We start from the raw sequence: 17,414 nt of genomic DNA, 5'->3' as shown, positions 1-17,414 counted from the left end.
CGCCGCTCCTACAGGCAAACCATGCGCCATCAGGGACATACGAGTACTCGCCCGAAGCCCCTGTAGGAGCGGCGCGAGCCGCGACCGCGCCACCCCAACCACGGCGCAACCGCGCAAGCGCCAGTACAAAAAGCACTGCCGCACCGCCCGCCCACCCCGTAGCCTGCGCGCACCACTCAACCCGAGTCCCGCGCATGCTCCGCAGCCCGCTCCTGCTCGCCGCTCTGCTGTTCGCCGCCGCCCCCGCGTTCGCCGCGCCCGCGCTCAAGACCCAACTCCCACAGCGCACCGTGCTCAATCTCGCCGCCGCCGAACAGATCGCCGCGACCGCCGCGGCCAAGGCCCGCGCGCAGGGCTTGAACGTCGCCATCGCCGTCGTCGACGAGGCCGGCCGCCTGCTGCACTTCCAGCGCATGGACGGCACCCCCAATTCCAGCGTCGAGGTCGCCATCGGCAAGGCCGTGCACGCGGCCAACTATCGCCGCGACACCGCGTTCCACCAAAAGCTGCTGAGCGAGGGCAACAACGTCGTGCTCGGCCTGCCCGGCAGCACGCCGATCGAAGGCGGGGTGCGCTTGCTGCTCGGCGAACAGGTGATCGGCGCCATCGGCGTGTCCGGCGCGCAGGCCGCGCAGGACGGCGAAATCGCTCAGGCCGGCGCGGATTTGTTGAAGTAGACCTGGTGGCGGAGCGAGTGCGCTCGCCACGCACTCGCCCGCGCCGCCGCGGTTGATCTACTCTGCGCAAGCCGCCTCACCGCGAACCGACCCGAGGAATTCCATGCGCCCGATGCCACGCCTGGCCGCCCTGCTGTTGTGCTTGCCGCTGGCTGCCTACGCCAGCACGCCCTCGGCGCCCGTCGCCAGTTATTTCCTCGTGCGCCACGCCGAAAAGGCCAACGACGATCCGCGCGATCCCAACTTGAGCGAAGCCGGCCGCGCCCGCGCCGAGCAGTTGGCGCAATGGTTCAAGGACAAGCCGCTGCGCGCGGTCTACGCCACCGCCTACAAGCGCACCCAACAGACCGCCGAGCCGACCGCGCGCGCGCACCATTTGAGCGTGGTCACCTACGACGCCAAGCGCCCTGCCGCCGAATTCGCCGCGCAACTGCGCAGCGACTGGCCAAGCGGAACCGTGTTGGTGGTCGGCCATAGCAATACCGTGCCGGAGATCACCTCGGCGCTGTGCCGCTGCAGCGTGGAGGCGATGCCGGAGACCGAGTTCAACCGGCGCACACGTGTCGATTTCTATAGCGAAGGCCACATCGTGGTGACCCAAACCCGCGATCGGTGACGCGGCGCGCGTTCCGCGCCGGCGCCGCGCCTGGACGCGCGGCGGCCGATCGCCGAGCATGCGCTGTCGCCGACTGGAACCGCCCTATGAAGCCGCTGCCCGCCGTTTCGATGCTGTCGTGCATTCTCGCCCTCACCGCTTGCGCGCATGCCGCGCCGGGCGAGGCTTCGCCCACGCCCGCACCGGCCGAGTCGAACGATTCCGAGCGGGTCCAGGCCGGCGGCAGCGTGACCCTGCAACCGGGCGGCAGCGTCACCCTGCACGACCGCTCGCGCCTGCGCTTCGTCGGCGTGACCTCCGATTCGCGCTGCAAGCCGAACGTGCAATGCATCTGGGCCGGCGAAGCCGCGCTGGAATTCCAGTGGACCCGTGCCGACGGCGTTCAGACCGCGTTCTCGCTGACCACACCGGCCGAACCGCTCAAGAGCGCGGGCAATTGGAGTTTCGAACTGCAATCGCTGGATTTCGCCGAACCGGTCAATGCGCAGGTGCGGATCAGCGCCAAGTAAGCGTGGTCGCGGCGGACACTCTCCACTACGCCGTCCACTGTCACCATCCACTGCCATCACCCACCGTCATTCCGGCGAAAGCCGGAACCCATTTTGACTTTAGCTTTCGCTGCGTTCGCAGCGCACAGCAGGCGTCACGAGCAAAAGCAAAATGGATTCTGGCTTTCGCCGGAATGACGGGTGAGGGGGCGCAAAAGGCTCGGAGGAGCTAATCGCGGCAGAGCGTCGCCGCCAACCCCAGCGATTCTCCAGCCTCCTCCACCACACCATCCACCGTCATTCCGGCGAAAGCCGGAATCCATTTTGACTTTAGCTTTCGTGTCGCTGGCAGCGCCGACAGTAAAGCTCGAGCAACAGCAAAATGGATTCCGGCTTTCGCCGGAATGACGGTGGGGGCACGGTCCTTCTCCGCGAACCCAAGGACGGTGGCAGCACGGTCCTTCTCCGCGAACCCAAGGACGGTGGGGCCCGGTCTTTCTCCGCGAACCCAAGGCCGGCCGGGCGCGACAGCTAACTCCCGACATCGCGGGAATTCGCTCCCCCACCCGCCTCAAGCGCAACAGCTGCAACACCGAGTTGCACCCCCGATAACGCGATTGCACAAAAGACATGCCAATCTGCATGCATCAACGCTGCAGGAGCCCGCCATGACCACGATCGTCGCCCCCCGCGTCCACGACCTGGGCGGTTTTCAGGTGCGCCGCGCCGTGCCCAGCCTTCAGGCGCGTTCAGTCGGGCCGTTCGTGTTCGTCGATCACATGGGTCCGGCCACGTTCGAACCCGGCCACGGCATCGACGTGCGCCCGCATCCGCACATCGGCCTGGCCACGGTGACGTTTCTGTGGGCCGGCTCGATCGGCCACCGCGACACCCTCGGCAGCGTCCAGGACATCAACCCGGGCGACGTGAACTGGATGACCGCCGGCCGCGGCATCGCCCATTCCGAGCGCACTCCGCAAAAGCCGCGCGCCGACGGCCAGGCCCTGCACGGCATGCAGACCTGGGTGGCGCTGCCGCGCTCGTTCGAGGAAACCGCGCCGGCGTTCCATCACCACCCCGCCGCGACCCTGCCGCAGCAACGCCGCGACGGCGCCTGGCTGCGCGTCGTCGCCGGCCGCGGGTTCGGCGAAGAATCGCCGGTGCGGGTGTTTGCAGACACGCTGTATGTCGCCATCGATCTGGACCCCGGCAAGGAGTTGGAGATCGAGGACAGCCACGCCGAGCGCGCGCTGTATCTGCTGGAAGGCCAGGCCCAGCTCGACGGCGCCGACCTGCCGGAAAAGCATCTGGTGGTGCTCGACCCCGGCACCCGCCCGCGGCTGCGCGCCAAGACCCCGCTCAAGGCGATGTTGCTGGGCGGCGAACCCTTGGACGGCCCGCGTCACCTGTGGTGGAACTTCGTCTCAAGCTCGCGCGAGCGGATCGAACAGGCCAAGCTGGACTGGGCCGAAGGCCACTTCGGGCAGATCCCCGGCGAGCACGAATTCATCCCCTTACCTGAACGCTGACTTTTCTCAATCTGGCGTTTGTCAATCCCCGCGAAGTGGACTATCGTCACACCCAATAGGACTCGCAACACCGCTTAACCATACATCCGGTTGCAGGGGGAAGTGTCGTGAAGTCATGGGTGAAGAACCGCCGCGCGCTGACGTGGCTGTGTTTTGTGTTCGTTCTATCCGCTAACGCCAACGCTCAGGACGCTGCGCCCGCGCAGGGCAATTGTCCGATGCTGCCGGCGGAAACGGGTTTGCGCTGGGAATACCGCGGCACCGCCGATTCGGATTTCTGCCGCGCCTTGCGTGCCGATGGCTCGGAAGCCTTCGGTTTGTACATCGCCAGCAAATCGCCGTTCGAGCCCAAGCGCGGGGATCGCGCCGAAGCCAGCAACATCGACGGCAAACCGATGCATTGGTATCGCGGCGAGCTCGCCGGCAAGCCCGACGTGCAAGTGCGCGAAACCTTGATCGAAGTCGGCAACGGCAAGATGGCCCACATCTGGATGCAGGCCAATTCGCCGGCGCAGTTGAAGGAGGTCATCGGCCAGACCGAAGGGCTGCGATTTCCCTCGACCCGACTGAGCGTCAACAAGTAACACGCGCAAACGCCAGCGGCCGCGTCTTCAAGACGCGGCCGCTTTTTGTTGCCTCGGCACACTAATTGTGACCGATTGCTCATTTTTCAAGAATCAGCCAGCATAAGAATGGCCTGGCTGAACAGGGTCGAGCTGCCCGGTTCCAATGCTGAACGGGGTGATCGTCGATCCGTAGGGCCTGCCTGCCCCACAACTCAAAAGGAAGACGATCATGATCAAGCGACTCGGTGCGGAGCTCATCGGTACCTTCTGGCTGGTGCTCGGCGGTTGCGGTAGCGCCGTGCTGGCGGCCAATTTCGGCGGCGCCGGCAACCCGCTCGGCATCGGCCTGCTCGGCGTATCGCTGGCGTTCGGCCTGACGGTGCTGACCGGCGCCTACGCGCTCGGCCACATTTCCGGCGGACATTTCAATCCCGCGGTGAGTTTCGGCCTGTGGGCCGGCGGTCGGTTCCCGGCCAAGGACTTGTTGCCCTATATCGTCGCCCAAGTGCTAGGCGGCATCCTCGCCGGTTTCGTGCTGTTGCAGATCGCCGGCGGCACCGGCGCTTTCAGCATCGACCCCAACGCGGCCGGCACCTTCGCCAGCAACGGCTACGACCTGATGTCGCCCGGCGGCTATTCGCTGAAGGCCGCGTTCCTGACCGAAGTGGTGATGACCGCGATGTTCCTGGTCGTCATTCTCGGCGCCACCCACAAGAACGCGCCGGCCGGCTTCGCCCCGATCGCGATCGGCCTGGGTTTGACCTTGATCCATCTGATCAGCATTCCGGTGACCAACACCTCGGTGAACCCGGCGCGTTCGACCGGCGTGGCCTTGTTCGCCGGCAGCGCCGCCATCGGCCAGCTGTGGCTGTTCTGGGTCGCGCCGATCATCGGCGGCTTGCTCGGCGGCGCGGTGTATCGGTGGTTGGGCAAGGACTGAACGTCCGCTTCGGGTAACGGAAAAGCCGCGCTTTTGCGCGGCTTTTTCTTTGTGGCGTTGCGTTCCTCGCGCCGCCGCTCCCACCACACCGTCATTCCGGCGAAAGCCGGAACCCATTTTGATCTCAGCTTTTCAGGCGCGCAGAGCGGATCGCGAGCAACAGCAAAATGGATTCCGGCTTTCGCCGGAATGACGGTGTGAGAGAAGACGCGGATGACGGTGTGGGAGAAGACGCGAGCGCAACGCGCGATCGAATCAGCGCCCCGCCCTCAGACTCACCGCCGCCTCGGCCACCTCGACCGCGGTCTGCTGCAACTGCGCCGCCAGGCGCGCGTCGCCGATGCCTTCGGCCGCGTCGAGCATCTGATACACCGCTTGCAGTTGCTTGATGCCGCGCGGCGGCACCTTCTTGAGTTTGCCGCCGACGATCACCCAACCGCCCGCGCCGGCGGCGACGCCGGCCGATACGAAGGTGGCGACGATGGTGAATTGCTTGGGATCGAGTTTGGTGGCCATAGCTCTACGCTCCTTGTGAACGTGTGCCGCAGCGATGCGCGGCACGCGCGCGTCTTCGCCCGTCGCCGCGGACTTGCTGCGACGATGCGTCGTGCGATAGAAAACAACGCGCACACCGTCGCGCCGCGGCCACCGCGCGGGCGATGCGCGGACGCAACGTGCGCGCCGCCAACCGCCTCGGCGAAAACGCAAAGGCCACGCTCGCGCGTGGCCTTTGTGGTACGACCGGAACGACGGATCGTTCAGAACTTGCCTTCCTGGAAATCGACGAAGGCCTGCATCACTTCCTGCTTGGTGTTCATCACGAACGGGCCGTAACGCGCGACCGGCTCGCGCAGCGGACGCCCGGCGATCACGATCAAGCGGCTGCCGTTCCCGCTGTCGCGCAGCTTGAGCAGGTTGCCGCCGGACAGCACCGCCAGTTCCTGCGTATCGATGGCGCGGACATCCTCGCCGTCGCCGATCTCCGCTCCGCCCTCGTAGGCGTAGACGAAGGCGTTGTGGCCTTCCGGCAACTCGTATTCCCAACCCGCGCCCGCATCGAGCGCGACGTCGAGATAAACCGGATCGGTCGCCGGCTGCGAGATCGGACCGCGTAGGTCGCCGATGCGGCCGGCGATGAGCTTGATCTGCACGCCGTCGGCCGGGCGCAGTTGAACGATGCGATCGGGCGCGAACTCCTGGTACTTGGGCTCGGTCATCTTTTCCCGCGCCGGCAGATTGACCCAGAGTTGGAAGCCGCGCATGCGGCCTTCTTCCTGCTCGGGCATCTCCGAATGGACCAGGCCGCGGCCGGCGGTCATCCACTGCACGCTGCCGGGGACCAACACGCCTTCGTTGCCGTGGTTGTCCTTGTGGCGCATGCGGCCGTCGAGCATGTAGGTGACGGTCTCGAAGCCGCGGTGCGGGTGCTCGGGGAAACCGGCGAGGTAGTCCTCGGGCTTGTCGGTGCCGAATTCGTCGAGCAGCAGGAACGGATCCAGATCCGGCAACTGCGCGCCGCCGATGACGCGGGTCAGGCGGACGCCGGCACCGTCGGAGGTGGGCTGGCCGCGCAGCTTGCGGCCGACGCGGGCGTAAGCGGTGGGGGTGGCGGTGGCCATGGGTGTTGCTCCAGTGCGGACGCCGGATTGGCGATGGGCATAGGATGCCATTGCATTTTCGGAACGATAGGGGCTCCGATGCAATCATCAGTTACATAAACAGAACGATAGCAATCTCTCGAGTGCCAGCGTTCCGCTCCCTCCCCCGCTTGCGGCGCCCGAAGGGTATGCAAGGCTGAGAGGGCTGGGGTGAGGGCACGGCGGCGAGTTGAATTCCAACAACGAGGCGGCTATTCGCCGAAAAGCTGCCCTCACCCTACCCTCTCAGCCTTGCATACCCTTCGGGCGCCGCAAGCGGGAGAGGGAAAAGCAAAAGCGGCGACGTAGGAGGCGATACGCCCTTAGGCCTTGTCGTACACGTACACCGTAGCCGGCGGCACATTGCGCAACACGAAATCGCCGCGCCGCACCCGCAGGCCCAGCGAACGCGCCACCGCGTCGGCCACCGGCGCGGCCGGGCCGTAGGTGAACTGCACGAACACGCCGCGCTCGTGCAGGCAGTCGAACGCCGCGCGCAGGATGTCGCGTTGCAACGGGTGCGGCATCGCCAGCAACCCCAGGCCGGACACGATCGCATCGGCCTTGCCCGCGCCCAGGTAACCCTGCTCCGCCGCCAGCCGCGGCAGTTCGCGCGCGTCGCCGAGCAACACCGGCACCCGCGGGAAGCGCACGTGCAAATGCGCGTGCAATTCCTCGTTGAGTTCCAGCACCAGCAAGTCTTCATCGCGGATGCCGGCATCGAGCAGCGCGCGGGTGATCGCGCCGGTGCCGCCGCCGAGTTCGATCACCCGCCGCGCGTCGTCGGGCAGTTCGGCGATCATCGCCGCGGCCAGTTCGGCGCTGGACGGCGCCACCGCCGCCACCCGCAGCGGGTTCTTCAGCCACTGACGGAAAAACGTCCACGCCCCGGGCTTGCGATGCGACTTCATGCGCGGGACTCCGCACGAGCGCGGCGCACGGCCGCCAGGGCGGCGGGCACAACCGAAAGCGCCTTCATCAGCGCGGCTCCAATCGCCAGCAACGGTGGATCCTGGCGTCGCGCTCGAAATCCGGCGGAATCGTCTGCGCGCTGATTTCCTCGCAGCGGGCGAACTGCGCGATCGCCTCGGCGTCGAGACGGAAGCGGCGGAAGTTGTTGGAGAAGTACAGCACGCCGTTGTCGGCCAGCCGCGCCACCGCCGCGCGCAACAGCCGCACGTGTTCGCGCTGGATATCGAAATCGTCGGCGCGCGCGGAGTTGGAGAAGGTCGGCGGATCGCAGAAGATCAGGTCGTAACGGCCGCGGTCGGCTTCCAGCCATTGCACCGCGTCGGCCTGGGCCAAGCGGTGCTGGGCGCCGGCCACGCCGTTCTCGCGCAGATTGTCCGAGCACCATTGCAGATAGGTCGCGGACAGATCGACCGTGGTGGTCTCGCTCGCGCCGCCCACCGCCGCGTGCACGCTGGCCGCGCCGGTGTAGCCGAACAGATTGAGAAAACGCCGGCCGCGCGCTTCGGCGGCGATGCGCAGGCGCATCGGCCGATGGTCCAGGAACAAGCCGGTGTCGAGGTAATCGAACAGGTTCACCCGCAGGCGCGCGTCGCCTTCGCGCACCACCACGAACTCGCCGCGCTGGTCGAACTGGCCGTACTTGCTGCCGCCCTTGCCGCGGGCGCGGGTTTTCAGCGCGATCCGCTCGCGCGGGGTTTCGAACACTTCGCGTGCGGCGGCCAGCAGTTCGTTGCGGCGGCGGCGCTGATCGGCTTCGGGGATGTCCGCCGGCGCGGCGTATTCCTGCACGTGCAGATACAGCCGCGGCTGCGCTTCGTCGCTGGCGTAGACGTCGATCGCCGCGGCGTATTCGGGCAGGTCGGCGTCGTAGGCGCGGAAGCAGCTCACCGCTTCGCGCTGGCGCCAGGACTTGAGCTTGCGCAGGTTCTTGCGCAAGCGGTTGGCGACCATCTGCGCGCCCTCGCTCAAGGGCTGCGGCGCGGCGTCTTCGGCCCGGGCCTTTTGTTCGGCATGGCCGACGCGGGCGATCGGGTCGCAGACGATCAGCGCGCATTCGATCGCGCCGTTGAACACCTGATATTTCTTGCTCGCGCGCAGGCCGGTGGCCTGGGCCAGCGCGGGGTCGCCGCACAGCAGGCTGGCCCGCCACGACGGCACCAGCCGTTTGAGCGCGTCGCCGAGGGCGCGGTACAGCGAAGCGTCGGCGGCCAGGCGTGCGTCGTAGGGCGGGTTGCAGACAACCAGGCCTGTCGCGGTTTGCGCGTCCGAAGCGTCGCCGTCGCCAGACGAGCGCGCACCTTCAGAACCGTCATTCCCGCGAAGGCGGGCTCCACTTTTACTCGGCGGTAGCCGAGCATCCAGGGATTCACCGCTGGATGACTCTGAAGTCTCTGGATTCCCGCCTTCGCGGGAATGACGAACTTGAGGTTGCGCGGGCGATGCCTCTTGCAGTTTCGCAGGCAACGCCTGCAACGACTCCACCGCGGCAACGCTCCACTCGATAGCGCCCGCCAAACCCGCCATCGCCTCGTTCTCGCGCGCCGCGCGGATCGCATGCGGGTCGATATCGCTGCCGGCGAACACCGGCCGCAGCGCGGTCAAACCCGCGGTCTCGCGCACCCGCGCGGCCTCGCACAGCGCCCGCCAACCGGCGAAATCGAAGCCGCGCCAACGCGTCGGCGGCAAGTTGCCGTGACGCAGCAGGCCCGGCGCGACGTCGGCGGCCATCAGCGCGCCTTCGATCAACAAAGTGCCGCTGCCGCACATCGGATCGAGCAACGAGCCGCCCTGCGCATACACCTTCGGCCATTGCCCGCGCAGCAACACCGCCGCGGCCAGATTCTCCTTCAGCGGCGCCTCGCCCTGCTTCTGCCGCCAACCGCGGCGATGCAGCGGGCCGCCGCCCAGATCGATCGACACGATCGCCTTGCCCTTGCGGATCACCAGGTTCAAACGCAGGTCCGGAGTTTCGGTGTCCACGTCCGGACGCGCGCCGGTGCGCGCGCGCATCACATCGACCACCGCGTCCTTGACCCGCTGCGCGGCGTAGCGCGCGTGGGTGATGGCTTCGCCGGACACGTGCGCGTCGACCGCGAGCGTGTGCACGCTCTCCATGTGCGCAGGCCAATCCAGCGCGGCGACGCCGGCATACAGGGCGTGTTCGTCGGGGCAATCGAATTCGGCGATCGGCCACAGCACCCGGCTGGCCAGACGCGACCACAGCACCGCACGCTGGGCGTCGGCGAGATCGCCCTCGACGTTGGCGCCGGCGGTCGCGGCGGTGGCGCGCTTGCAGCCCAGCGCGACCAGTTCGTCGGCCAGCAGATACTCCAGGCCCTTGCCGCAGCTTGCGTAAAACTTACTCATGTCGATGCGTTACTCAAAGACTTTGCAACAGACGCGAGAACGCGTCGGCGCTGCCTTCCACGTGAGCGGAAAGGCGGTGGCTGTCGTCGACCAGCAGCAGGCGCGCACGGCGCGGATAAGCCCAGGCGACGACGTCGGCGGCGGGAATCAGTTCGTCGTCCCAACCGTGGATGATGCTGATCGGCACGTCGGCGGCCTGCAGCTTGGGCGCCGGGCCCATCGCGACCGGCGGCGCCATCAAAAACAACGCGGCGGGTTTTACTTGCAGCGATACCGCCCCGCAGATGTACGCGCCCAGGCTGGAACCGGCCAACACCAGCGGCCCGCGTTCGGCGGCCTTGCGCGCCAGCGCGAGCAAGCGCTCGATGCGCGCGTACACATCGCCCAGATCGCTGACCTCGCGCTTGGCGTCCAGGTCGGTGTAATCGGGGCGTTCGTGGGTCCAGCCATGGCGCTGCGCGACTTCGGCCAGGGCGACGACCTTGGTCGCGTCTGGGCCGCTTTCGAAGCCATGAGAGAGGATTACGTGTCCTTGAGCGATCATCTTTGAGCCGGGATATAGGAGAACCAAGCAACCGCGAAAGGCCAAAGGATTACGTGCCCTTGAGCGATCATCTCTGAGCCGGGATATAGGAGAACCAAACAATCGCGAAAGACCGAAGAATGAAGTGTGCGCTAACGATCATCTTCACCCCGCACCCTCAACCCGCCGCATCGATCACCGGCACCAGCGCATCCCCGCACCGGATCTCGCCGCCCTCGAGAATCCGCGCGCACAACCCGCCGTGCCCACGCATCGCGTTGTACCCGCCCGGGCCCAACGCAGCCTCCATCATCGAGCACGGATCGCATTCTTCGGTCGCTTCCAGCAGCGCTTCGCCAAGCCGGAAACGGCGTCCCTTCAATGCGATCAACGGCAGCCCGGAAATCACGATATTCCGCCGCAGCGTCGCCGCTTCGACCGATTCCAGCCCGGCCAGCGCCGCGATCGCCGGCAGATGCTCGGCCTGAATCAAGGTGATCCCGCGCTTGCCGCTGCCGCTGGCATAACGGTCGCCGACCAGCCCGGCCCCGGCCTGCGCCAGCACCTGTTGCAGCGGCTGCATCGGCACCCCGCGCGCCGGACGCACGCCGATCCACTCCACCCGGCCGGGCCTGGGCAGCGTGGACATCAGTTTTCCGAGGGCGGAGTCGGCGGGCGGCAGGCTCATGGCGGGCTCCGTTGGAGGGCGAATGGTAGCATCCACGGGCATGCCGCCCCTGAATCTCACCCATGCCCCGCTGCCCTACGAAAACCGGCTGCAGGCGCGCGATCCGGCCTCCATCGAGCTGGTGGTGATCCACTGCACCGAGCTGCCGGACCTGGCCACCGCGCGCGAATACGGCGAACGCGTGCTGTATGCCGAGTCGGGCACCGGCAACAGCGGCCATTACTACATCGACCGCGACGGTTCGGTGCTGCGGTATGTCAGCGAGGACCGCATCGCCCATCACGTGCGCGGCTACAACCCGCGTTCGATCGGGATCGAACTGGTCAACATCGGGCGTTATCCGGATTGGCTGGATTCGCGCCGCCAGCGCATGGACGAGGACTATCCGCCGGCGCAGATCGACGCGCTGATCGGCTTGTTGGCCGATCTGAGCGCGCGCCTGCCGGGCCTGCGCGAAATCGCCGGACACGAAGACCTGGACACGACCCAGGTCGAGGCCAGCGACGACCCGAGCGTGCTGGTCCAGCGCAAACTCGATCCCGGCCCGTGGTTCCCGTGGCCGCGGGTGATGGCCGCCTGCGCGCTGCGGCGCTTGCCGCGCTGAGGCTGCGCCACAAGCTAAAGCGTCCCCGCAGCCGGCCCGATCCTTCGGCCTGAAGCCCCCGCCACCGCCGCGAAAGCGCGCGGCGGACCGTGCCGGCCGTCCCGCTATACTCCACCGGACTTCGACTGCGCCGCTCACGATGACCTCCTCGCCCGTCTCCGAATTGATCGAACTGCTGTCGCTGGAGCGGCTGGAGGACAACCTGTTCCGCGGCCAGAGCCGCGATATCGGCACCAAATACGTCTTCGGCGGACAGGTGCTGGGCCAGGCGCTGTCGGCGGCCCAGGCCACCCTGGACACCGCGCGCGCCGCGCATTCGCTGCACGCCTACTTTCTCAAGGCCGGCGATATCGAGGCGCCGATCGTGTATCAGGCCGACCGCACCCGCGACGGCGGCAGCTTCTCGGTGCGGCGGGTGACCGCGATCCAGCACGGCCAGCCGATTTTCTTCCTCGCCGCGTCGTTCCACGAAGATCAGGCCGGCGGCGAACATCAACTGTCGATGCCCGAGGTGCCCAAGCCCGAGGACATCGACCCGGCGCCGGCGGTGCCGACCGAGGTCATGGCCACGCTGCCGACCAAGGTGCAGCGCTGGCTGTCGCGGCAAGGGCCGTTCGAGTTTCGCCACGTGTATCCGCGCGATGAGCTCAATCCGCCCAAGCGTCCGCCGTTCCAGCAAGTGTGGTTCCGCTTGAGCGAGCCGGTCGGCGACGCGCCGGAACTGCATCGCGCGCTGCTGGCTTACGCCTCGGATTTCCATCTGCTGGGCACCGCGACCTTCCCGCACGGCATCAGCTACTACCAGCCCAACGTGCAGATGGCGTCGCTGGATCACGCGCTGTGGTTCCACCGCCCGTTCCGCGCCGACGACTGGCTGCTGTATTCGATCGACAGCCCCAGCGCGCAAGGCGCGCGCGGTCTGGCGCGCGGGCAGATCTTCGACCGCCACGGCCATCTGGTCGCCAGCACCGCGCAGGAAGGCCTGATCCGGGTGATGCCGCCCAAGCCCGCCGACGCGGCCGCGCCAGCGCCGGCCAAGGACTGACATGAGGCAGGTCTTCAGCAGTCCGCGGCTGGAAAACGTCGAAGGCGTGGCGCAGTTGCTGCGCGATGCCGGGATCGAGGTGCGGGTCACCAACGACCGTTCCTACAAGGGCAACCGGCGTTCGAACTTCAGCTACAGCGAACAGAAAAAAGTCGAGCAGCCGACGGTGTGGGTGATCCGTTCCGAAGATCAGCTGCGCGCGCGCGATCTGCTGCGCGAGGCGGGGTTGATCGACAGCACCCGCGCCGAACAGGCCACGCAAGCGCCGTATCGCTTCCGCTCCGACGTCGATCTGGGCCGCAAGCCCGGCGACAAGCGCGCGTTGCGGATCAAGGTCGGTTTGCTGGTTTGCATCGCGGTGGCGCTGGGTTTGGCGATGTTCCAAGGCCTGCGCACCCGTCCTGCCGGCAAGCCCGCGGTGGACCCGGCCGAAACCGCCTTGGCCGCGCACAAGTTCGACGGCAGCATCGCCGCCACGCCCGCGGCGTTGGCGCAGGCGGTGTTCGCCCAGCAATTGAACGAGGCCGACCAGACCACCCAATGCCTGCGCGTGGATCGCCGCGATGCGCCGCGCAAGCTGCTGACCGCGCTGGCCCGCCCCGGCTTGCGGCTGCTGCCTTACAGCCAGTGCGTGGAAGTGGCCGATGAGAACAAGGGCAGCCTCGCCCGCGATGGCCAGCCGGCCGAGCTGATCGAAGTGCATGCGTTCCGGCCGACTTCGGTCGACGGCGGCACGATCGAGTATTCGGCGTATCACCATCGGTTGGCTGCGGTCTACAAGACGCTGGAGGTCAAGCGGGTGGGCGGTGCGTGGACGGTGGTGAAGACGGTCAAGACGGTGCGGGCGATGGGGTGAGCGGTGGGAGCGGTCTTGGATCGGCGGCTGACGCCATCCACAAAATCCTTCCGCCTACCGATCGTTATTCCGGCAAAAGCCACTTCGCCGGCCGTCATGCCGGCGAAAGCTGTCGCACCTGCCGTCATTCCGGCGAAAGCTGCCTCACCCGCCGTCATTCCGGCGAAAGCTGCCTCACCCGCCGTCATTCCAGCGAAAGCTGCCTCACCTGCCGTCATTCCGGCGAAAGCTGCCTCACCCGCCGTCATTCCGGCGAAAGCTGCCTCACCTGCCGTCATTCCGGCGAAAGCTGCCTCACCTGCCGTCATTCCGGCGTAAGCCGGAATCCATTTTGACTTTGCTCTTGGCGGCAGAGGACGGAATCGTTTTATCGGTGGTTGTTGGCGAGACTGGGGCTTTAGGGGCAGGAGCGGAGCCCGGTTGACGTGGGCTTGGGTTGGTTGGACCGTTGTTTGTCGGCCGGGCTTCGGTTGGTCACATCCCCACCCCACCCCCGTCTAGGACTGTAGACCTCGCCCGATGAGACCGCCCGCGTGACCTCCAGCCCTGCGCCGCACCGCTCGCCCACGCCCACCGCGCTGCTGCTCCGGAGCGCCCCGCGATGAACGCCGAAGCCCTGCATTCGTTGATCGGCCACGACCTGCCGGCGGCTTCGCGCGGCGACACCGCCGCCTATTCGCGCATCGTCGGCGCCTGCCAGAACTCGGTCACCGCCATCGCCCTGGCCATGGTCCGCGACGTCCACGCCAGCGAAGACATCGCCCAAGAAGCCTTCCTCAACGCCTGGCAGAACATCCGCAAGTTGCAGAACCCGCAAAGCTTTCTGCCGTGGCTGCGGCAGATCACCCGCAATCTCGCCCACGACCATCTGCGCGCGCGCAAACGCCTGCCGCGCGGCGGCGACGACATGGAGGCGGCGATCGCCTCGGCCGCCGATCCCGAACCCAGCGCGGTGGAACGTCTGATCGAAGGCGAACGCGCCCAAGTCGCCGCCGAGTTGATCTCGGCGCTGCCCGACGAAAGCCGCGAAGTGCTGTTGCTGTACTACCGCGAAGGCCAAAGCTCGCAACAGGTCGCCGCCCTGCTGGGCCTGAGCGACGCCGCCGTGCGCAAGCGCCTGTCGCGCGCGCGCGGCGCGGTGCGCGGCGAGCTGATGGAACGCTTCGCCGCCTTCGCCACCGCCAGCGCGCCGTCGGTGGGTTTCACCACCCTGGTCGCCAGCGCGCTCGGGGTGATCTCGCCGGCCGGCACCACCGTCGCGGTGGTCGGCGCCAGTTCGCTCGGCTCCAGCCTCGCCGGCAAGCTCGGCGTCGGCGGCATGGCCTCGGCCGGCGCGTCCGGCGGCATGCTCGGCGGCGCGTTGGCGTTCCTGGCCGAGCGGGTGCTGTCGCCGGTGTCGCAGGCGGTCGGCGGCGGGCCGATCGACGGCGCCAGCTTGAACGCGAAAGTCGCCGGGCTGGCGCAACTGAGCGGCCGCTTCGATTGGGGCGGGATCCTCGGCGGCACCGTCGGCGGCGTGGTGATCATGCTGATGGTCAATCACTACCTGATGTCCTACGCCGGCACGCCGCAAGAGCGCCAGCGCATCCGCCGTCTGATCCGTGTGGTCACCGTCAGCGGCGCGGTCATGTCGTTCGGTCTGGTGGCGTGCCTGGAAATCAGCCGCGGCTGGTTCGTGCCGCTGGCTTTCACCTTGGTCGCCACCGCGATTTCGGCCTGGCAATGCCTGACGCTGATACCGCGAACGCTGGCGCCGAGCCTGCAACGGATCCAGCGCGACAGCGGCCGCGACCCGCGCGACAGCGTCGTCTATCGCTGGTTGCTCGGACCTAAAGCGGTCGTCTACAGCTCGTTGCTGCTGATCGGCTCGATCGTTTTCATTCTTTGGTACGAAGGCCGATTCGTCTGATCGCGGATGCGGACGGTGCCGCGTTAGCGATTGCTTCGGTCGCCAACCGCGAGCGCGGGATCGCCGTTCGCATCGCCGCCGCGGCTTGCGCGCCGGCAAAAAAAGGGGCGCGACCAGCGCGCCCCAGCACCGCGACGGATCAGACCGAGACTCCGTCGCGGCGATTGCGCAACCGCTCGCCTTAGCGACGCGGCGCCGGCTTGAGGTCGCTCTTGGTCAGGAAGCCGTCGCGATCCTCATCGAGGAAGGCGAAGCTGCGCGCCAGACGCGGCATCTTTTCTTCTACTTCGATCTTGCTCAGCTTGCCGTCGTGGTTGAGATCGGCCTGAGCGAACTTTTCGTCGAAGCGCTTGGCCCGTTCGGCCTCGCGCTTGGGACGCTCGCGCTCGAAGTAACCACGCAATTCGCTGCGCACCAGATAGCCGTCGCGGTTGCTGTCGATCTGGGCGAAGGCCTGGCCCAAGCGCGGCGACTTGGACGCTTCGGCCTGACTGATTCGGCCATCGCCGTCGCTGTCCAGGCGCGCCGCGCCGCCGGCGCCGCCGCGATGGCCGCCGTGTTCGCGGCCGCCGCGACGTTGCGGGCGTTCGCTGGCGTCGAGCTTGCCGTCGCCGTTCTTGTCGAGCTTGGCGAAGTTCTCCGCCAGACGCGGGAACTTGGCCGCTTCCTCACGGGTGATCACGCCGTCTTGGTTGGCGTCGATCTTCGCGCGCGGACGCTGCGCGCCGGCACCGTCCTGCGGCGCCGCGACAGCCGCGCCGGCGAACAGGGCCGCGGCCAGCACGGCGAAATAAAGGGGGGAACGGTTCATGCGTTGACTCCTGCGGCAAGCGCCACCGTGGCGCCGATGACCGGATCAACGCCCTGGCCACGTGCCGGTTGACAACGGGGCGCGGATATTCATCGCCGCGACAGCCGCTGCGAGGGCCCCAGCGCCCTCGCCGCGCCCCGATCCAGCCGTCTTGGCGAAACCGGAGCCGACTGCATGCGCAACACACGAACCCAGCGCTATGCTGCCCCCATGGGCACGCAACCGCAGCCTGACAGCGAAGACCTCCGCCTGTTCCACACCGGCGAGCACGCCTGCGGCTATTGGCCGGAGCGGACCGCGCGCGACCTGGTCCTGGACCCGCGCGATCCGCGTCTGCGCGATTGGTACCCGCACGCCCTGGGCTGGGGTTTCCGCCGCTCCGGCGACATCGTCTATCGGCCGCATTGCAGCGGCTGCCGCGCCTGCGTGGCGGTGCGCATTCCGGTCGACCGCTTCGTCCCCGACCGCAGCCAACGCCGCTGCCTGGCGCGCAACGCCGACGTGGAAATGCGCGTGCGTCCGGCCGAGCGCAGCGAAGAACAACTGGCGCTGTACAAACGCTACCTGGCCTCGCGCCATACCGGCGGCGGCATGGACGGCCACGGCGCGCTGGAGTTCGATCAATTCCTGATCGGCAGCTGGAGCGACAACCGCTTCCTGGAACTGCGCGAACCCGGCCACGGCCGTCTGCTCGCGGTCGCGGTGACCGACGTGGTCGAGCAGGCCTTGTCGGCGGTCTACACCTTCTACGATCCCGAGCTGGCCGACCGCGGCCTGGGCACGCTGGCGATCCTGCGTCAGATCGAATGGGCCCGGCGCGAGCGGCGCGGCCACCTGTATCTGGGTTACTGGATCGCCGGGCATCCGAAGATGGATTACAAACGCCGCTACCGACCGTTGGAGGCATTCGACGGCCGCGATTGGCGGGTTTTTACACATTTGTAACACTCGTCTCGATCAGACCGTGTATCTCGTAGCCGCGTCGTGACCACGACGTGCGGGACGGCGCCCCCCAAGGCCTGGCATGGAGTCGCCACCCTCATCACTGAACTGCCACATGGAGAGTCCGCAATGAAGTTGAACACCCTGTTCCTGGCTGCTGCGATCACCCTGGCTCTGGCTGCGTGCAACAAGCCGGCCGACAAGCCGGCCGACGCCGCGCCGGCCGCCGAAGCCCCGGCCGCCA

General features: G+C 67.5%; 19 protein-coding genes. 12 read left to right on the top strand and 7 right to left on the bottom strand.

Annotated features, from left to right (window positions below; all coding sequences use genetic code 11):
* Window positions 1-194 precede the first annotated feature (194 nt).
* From V7787_RS49005 to aqpZ, 6 genes are all read left to right on the top strand, one after another.
* On the top strand, window positions 195-677 hold the full coding sequence (locus tag V7787_RS49005; RefSeq protein ID WP_336094867.1) for a GlcG/HbpS family heme-binding protein: 483 nt from the start codon (window positions 195-197) through the stop codon (window positions 675-677).
* Between the two features lie 103 nt (window positions 678-780).
* Entirely contained in the window at window positions 781-1,293 is a 513-nt protein-coding gene (locus V7787_RS49000; protein ID WP_336094866.1) for a SixA phosphatase family protein, read from the top strand.
* An 86-nt stretch (window positions 1,294-1,379) separates the two neighbouring features.
* Window positions 1,380-1,802: a hypothetical protein gene (locus V7787_RS48995; RefSeq protein WP_336094865.1), complete on the top strand. Its 423-nt coding sequence runs from the start codon at window positions 1,380-1,382 to the stop codon at window positions 1,800-1,802.
* 647 nt (window positions 1,803-2,449) lie between these two features.
* Window positions 2,450-3,310, top strand: coding sequence for a pirin family protein (locus V7787_RS48990; protein WP_336094864.1), 861 nt, complete (start codon window positions 2,450-2,452; stop codon window positions 3,308-3,310).
* 107 nt (window positions 3,311-3,417) lie between these two features.
* Entirely contained in the window at window positions 3,418-3,894 is a 477-nt protein-coding gene (locus tag V7787_RS48985) for a hypothetical protein (RefSeq protein ID WP_336094863.1), read from the top strand.
* Between the two features lie 211 nt (window positions 3,895-4,105).
* Complete coding sequence (gene aqpZ / locus V7787_RS48980; RefSeq protein WP_336094862.1) at window positions 4,106-4,816, top strand: aquaporin Z; 711 nt, start codon at window positions 4,106-4,108, stop codon at window positions 4,814-4,816.
* A gap of 255 nt (window positions 4,817-5,071) precedes the next feature.
* On the opposite strand, the gene V7787_RS48975 is transcribed toward aqpZ, so the two are convergent.
* From V7787_RS48975 to V7787_RS48950, 6 genes are all read right to left on the bottom strand, one after another.
* Entirely contained in the window at window positions 5,072-5,332 is a 261-nt protein-coding gene (locus tag V7787_RS48975) for a hypothetical protein (protein ID WP_336094861.1), read from the bottom strand.
* A gap of 242 nt (window positions 5,333-5,574) precedes the next feature.
* Complete coding sequence (locus V7787_RS48970) at window positions 5,575-6,435, bottom strand: pirin family protein (RefSeq protein WP_336094860.1); 861 nt, start codon at window positions 6,433-6,435, stop codon at window positions 5,575-5,577.
* Between the two features lie 341 nt (window positions 6,436-6,776).
* Complete coding sequence (locus V7787_RS48965) at window positions 6,777-7,364, bottom strand: class I SAM-dependent methyltransferase (RefSeq protein WP_336094859.1); 588 nt, start codon at window positions 7,362-7,364, stop codon at window positions 6,777-6,779.
* A 67-nt stretch (window positions 7,365-7,431) separates the two neighbouring features.
* Window positions 7,432-9,792, bottom strand: coding sequence for a bifunctional 23S rRNA (guanine(2069)-N(7))-methyltransferase RlmK/23S rRNA (guanine(2445)-N(2))-methyltransferase RlmL (gene rlmKL, locus V7787_RS48960; RefSeq protein WP_336094858.1), 2,361 nt, complete (start codon window positions 9,790-9,792; stop codon window positions 7,432-7,434).
* Window positions 9,793-9,805: 13 nt separating this feature from the next.
* Window positions 9,806-10,336, bottom strand: coding sequence for a hypothetical protein (locus tag V7787_RS48955; protein WP_336094857.1), 531 nt, complete (start codon window positions 10,334-10,336; stop codon window positions 9,806-9,808).
* Between the two features lie 157 nt (window positions 10,337-10,493).
* Complete coding sequence (locus V7787_RS48950; protein ID WP_336094856.1) at window positions 10,494-11,003, bottom strand: MOSC domain-containing protein; 510 nt, start codon at window positions 11,001-11,003, stop codon at window positions 10,494-10,496.
* Between the two features lie 22 nt (window positions 11,004-11,025).
* On the opposite strand from V7787_RS48950, the gene V7787_RS48945 reads away from it, so the two are divergent.
* From V7787_RS48945 to V7787_RS48925, 5 genes are all read left to right on the top strand, one after another.
* Window positions 11,026-11,607, top strand: a complete 582-nt coding sequence (locus V7787_RS48945) for an N-acetylmuramoyl-L-alanine amidase (RefSeq protein ID WP_336094855.1) — start codon at window positions 11,026-11,028, stop codon at window positions 11,605-11,607.
* A 139-nt stretch (window positions 11,608-11,746) separates the two neighbouring features.
* Entirely contained in the window at window positions 11,747-12,652 is a 906-nt protein-coding gene (tesB, locus tag V7787_RS48940; RefSeq protein ID WP_336094854.1) for an acyl-CoA thioesterase II, read from the top strand.
* A 1-nt stretch (window position 12,653) separates the two neighbouring features.
* Window positions 12,654-13,508: a hypothetical protein gene (locus V7787_RS48935; RefSeq protein WP_336094853.1), complete on the top strand. Its 855-nt coding sequence runs from the start codon at window positions 12,654-12,656 to the stop codon at window positions 13,506-13,508.
* A gap of 15 nt (window positions 13,509-13,523) precedes the next feature.
* The gene (locus V7787_RS48930) at window positions 13,524-13,826 is read left to right on the top strand and encodes a hypothetical protein (protein WP_336094852.1); all 303 of its coding nucleotides are present in this window, start codon (window positions 13,524-13,526) and stop codon (window positions 13,824-13,826) included.
* 283 nt (window positions 13,827-14,109) lie between these two features.
* Window positions 14,110-15,417: an RNA polymerase sigma factor gene (locus tag V7787_RS48925; protein WP_336094851.1), complete on the top strand. Its 1,308-nt coding sequence runs from the start codon at window positions 14,110-14,112 to the stop codon at window positions 15,415-15,417.
* Between the two features lie 181 nt (window positions 15,418-15,598).
* On the opposite strand, the gene V7787_RS48920 is transcribed toward V7787_RS48925, so the two are convergent.
* On the bottom strand, window positions 15,599-16,228 hold the full coding sequence (locus V7787_RS48920) for an EF-hand domain-containing protein (protein WP_336094850.1): 630 nt from the start codon (window positions 16,226-16,228) through the stop codon (window positions 15,599-15,601).
* A gap of 174 nt (window positions 16,229-16,402) precedes the next feature.
* Between V7787_RS48920 and V7787_RS48915 the strand changes: the two genes are divergently transcribed.
* Window positions 16,403-17,173: an arginyltransferase gene (locus tag V7787_RS48915; RefSeq protein ID WP_442965374.1), complete on the top strand. Its 771-nt coding sequence runs from the start codon at window positions 16,403-16,405 to the stop codon at window positions 17,171-17,173.
* Window positions 17,174-17,414: the final 241 nt, after the last annotated feature.

The sequence above is a fragment of the Pseudomonas sp. CGJS7 genome, from assembly GCF_036961695.1.
The sequence above is the reverse complement of the archived record's forward strand: the minus strand, read 5'-3'. Positions and strand labels throughout refer to the sequence as shown.

Bases quoted from the DNA above. Each gene is read 5' to 3' on its own strand.
- V7787_RS49005 (WP_336094867.1), top strand. From the start codon at position 195: ATGCTCCGCAGCCCGCTCCTGCTCGCCGCTCTGCTGTTCGCCGCCGCC.
- V7787_RS49000 (WP_336094866.1), top strand. From the start codon at position 781: ATGCGCCCGATGCCACGCCTGGCCGCCCTGCTGTTGTGCTTGCCGCTG.
- V7787_RS48995 (WP_336094865.1), top strand. From the start codon at position 1,380: ATGAAGCCGCTGCCCGCCGTTTCGATGCTGTCGTGCATTCTCGCCCTC.
- V7787_RS48990 (WP_336094864.1), top strand. From the start codon at position 2,450: ATGACCACGATCGTCGCCCCCCGCGTCCACGACCTGGGCGGTTTTCAG.
- aqpZ (WP_336094862.1), top strand. From the start codon at position 4,106: ATGATCAAGCGACTCGGTGCGGAGCTCATCGGTACCTTCTGGCTGGTG.
- V7787_RS48975 (WP_336094861.1), bottom strand. From the start codon at position 5,332: ATGGCCACCAAACTCGATCCCAAGCAATTCACCATCGTCGCCACCTTC.
- V7787_RS48970 (WP_336094860.1), bottom strand. From the start codon at position 6,435: ATGGCCACCGCCACCCCCACCGCTTACGCCCGCGTCGGCCGCAAGCTG.
- V7787_RS48965 (WP_336094859.1), bottom strand. From the start codon at position 7,364: ATGAAGTCGCATCGCAAGCCCGGGGCGTGGACGTTTTTCCGTCAGTGG.
- rlmKL (WP_336094858.1), bottom strand. From the start codon at position 9,792: ATGAGTAAGTTTTACGCAAGCTGCGGCAAGGGCCTGGAGTATCTGCTG.
- V7787_RS48955 (WP_336094857.1), bottom strand. From the start codon at position 10,336: ATGATCGCTCAAGGACACGTAATCCTCTCTCATGGCTTCGAAAGCGGC.
- V7787_RS48950 (WP_336094856.1), bottom strand. From the start codon at position 11,003: ATGAGCCTGCCGCCCGCCGACTCCGCCCTCGGAAAACTGATGTCCACG.
- V7787_RS48945 (WP_336094855.1), top strand. From the start codon at position 11,026: ATGGTAGCATCCACGGGCATGCCGCCCCTGAATCTCACCCATGCCCCG.
- tesB (WP_336094854.1), top strand. From the start codon at position 11,747: ATGACCTCCTCGCCCGTCTCCGAATTGATCGAACTGCTGTCGCTGGAG.
- V7787_RS48935 (WP_336094853.1), top strand. From the start codon at position 12,654: ATGAGGCAGGTCTTCAGCAGTCCGCGGCTGGAAAACGTCGAAGGCGTG.
- V7787_RS48925 (WP_336094851.1), top strand. From the start codon at position 14,110: ATGAACGCCGAAGCCCTGCATTCGTTGATCGGCCACGACCTGCCGGCG.
- V7787_RS48920 (WP_336094850.1), bottom strand. From the start codon at position 16,228: ATGAACCGTTCCCCCCTTTATTTCGCCGTGCTGGCCGCGGCCCTGTTC.
- V7787_RS48915 (WP_442965374.1), top strand. From the start codon at position 16,403: ATGCGCAACACACGAACCCAGCGCTATGCTGCCCCCATGGGCACGCAA.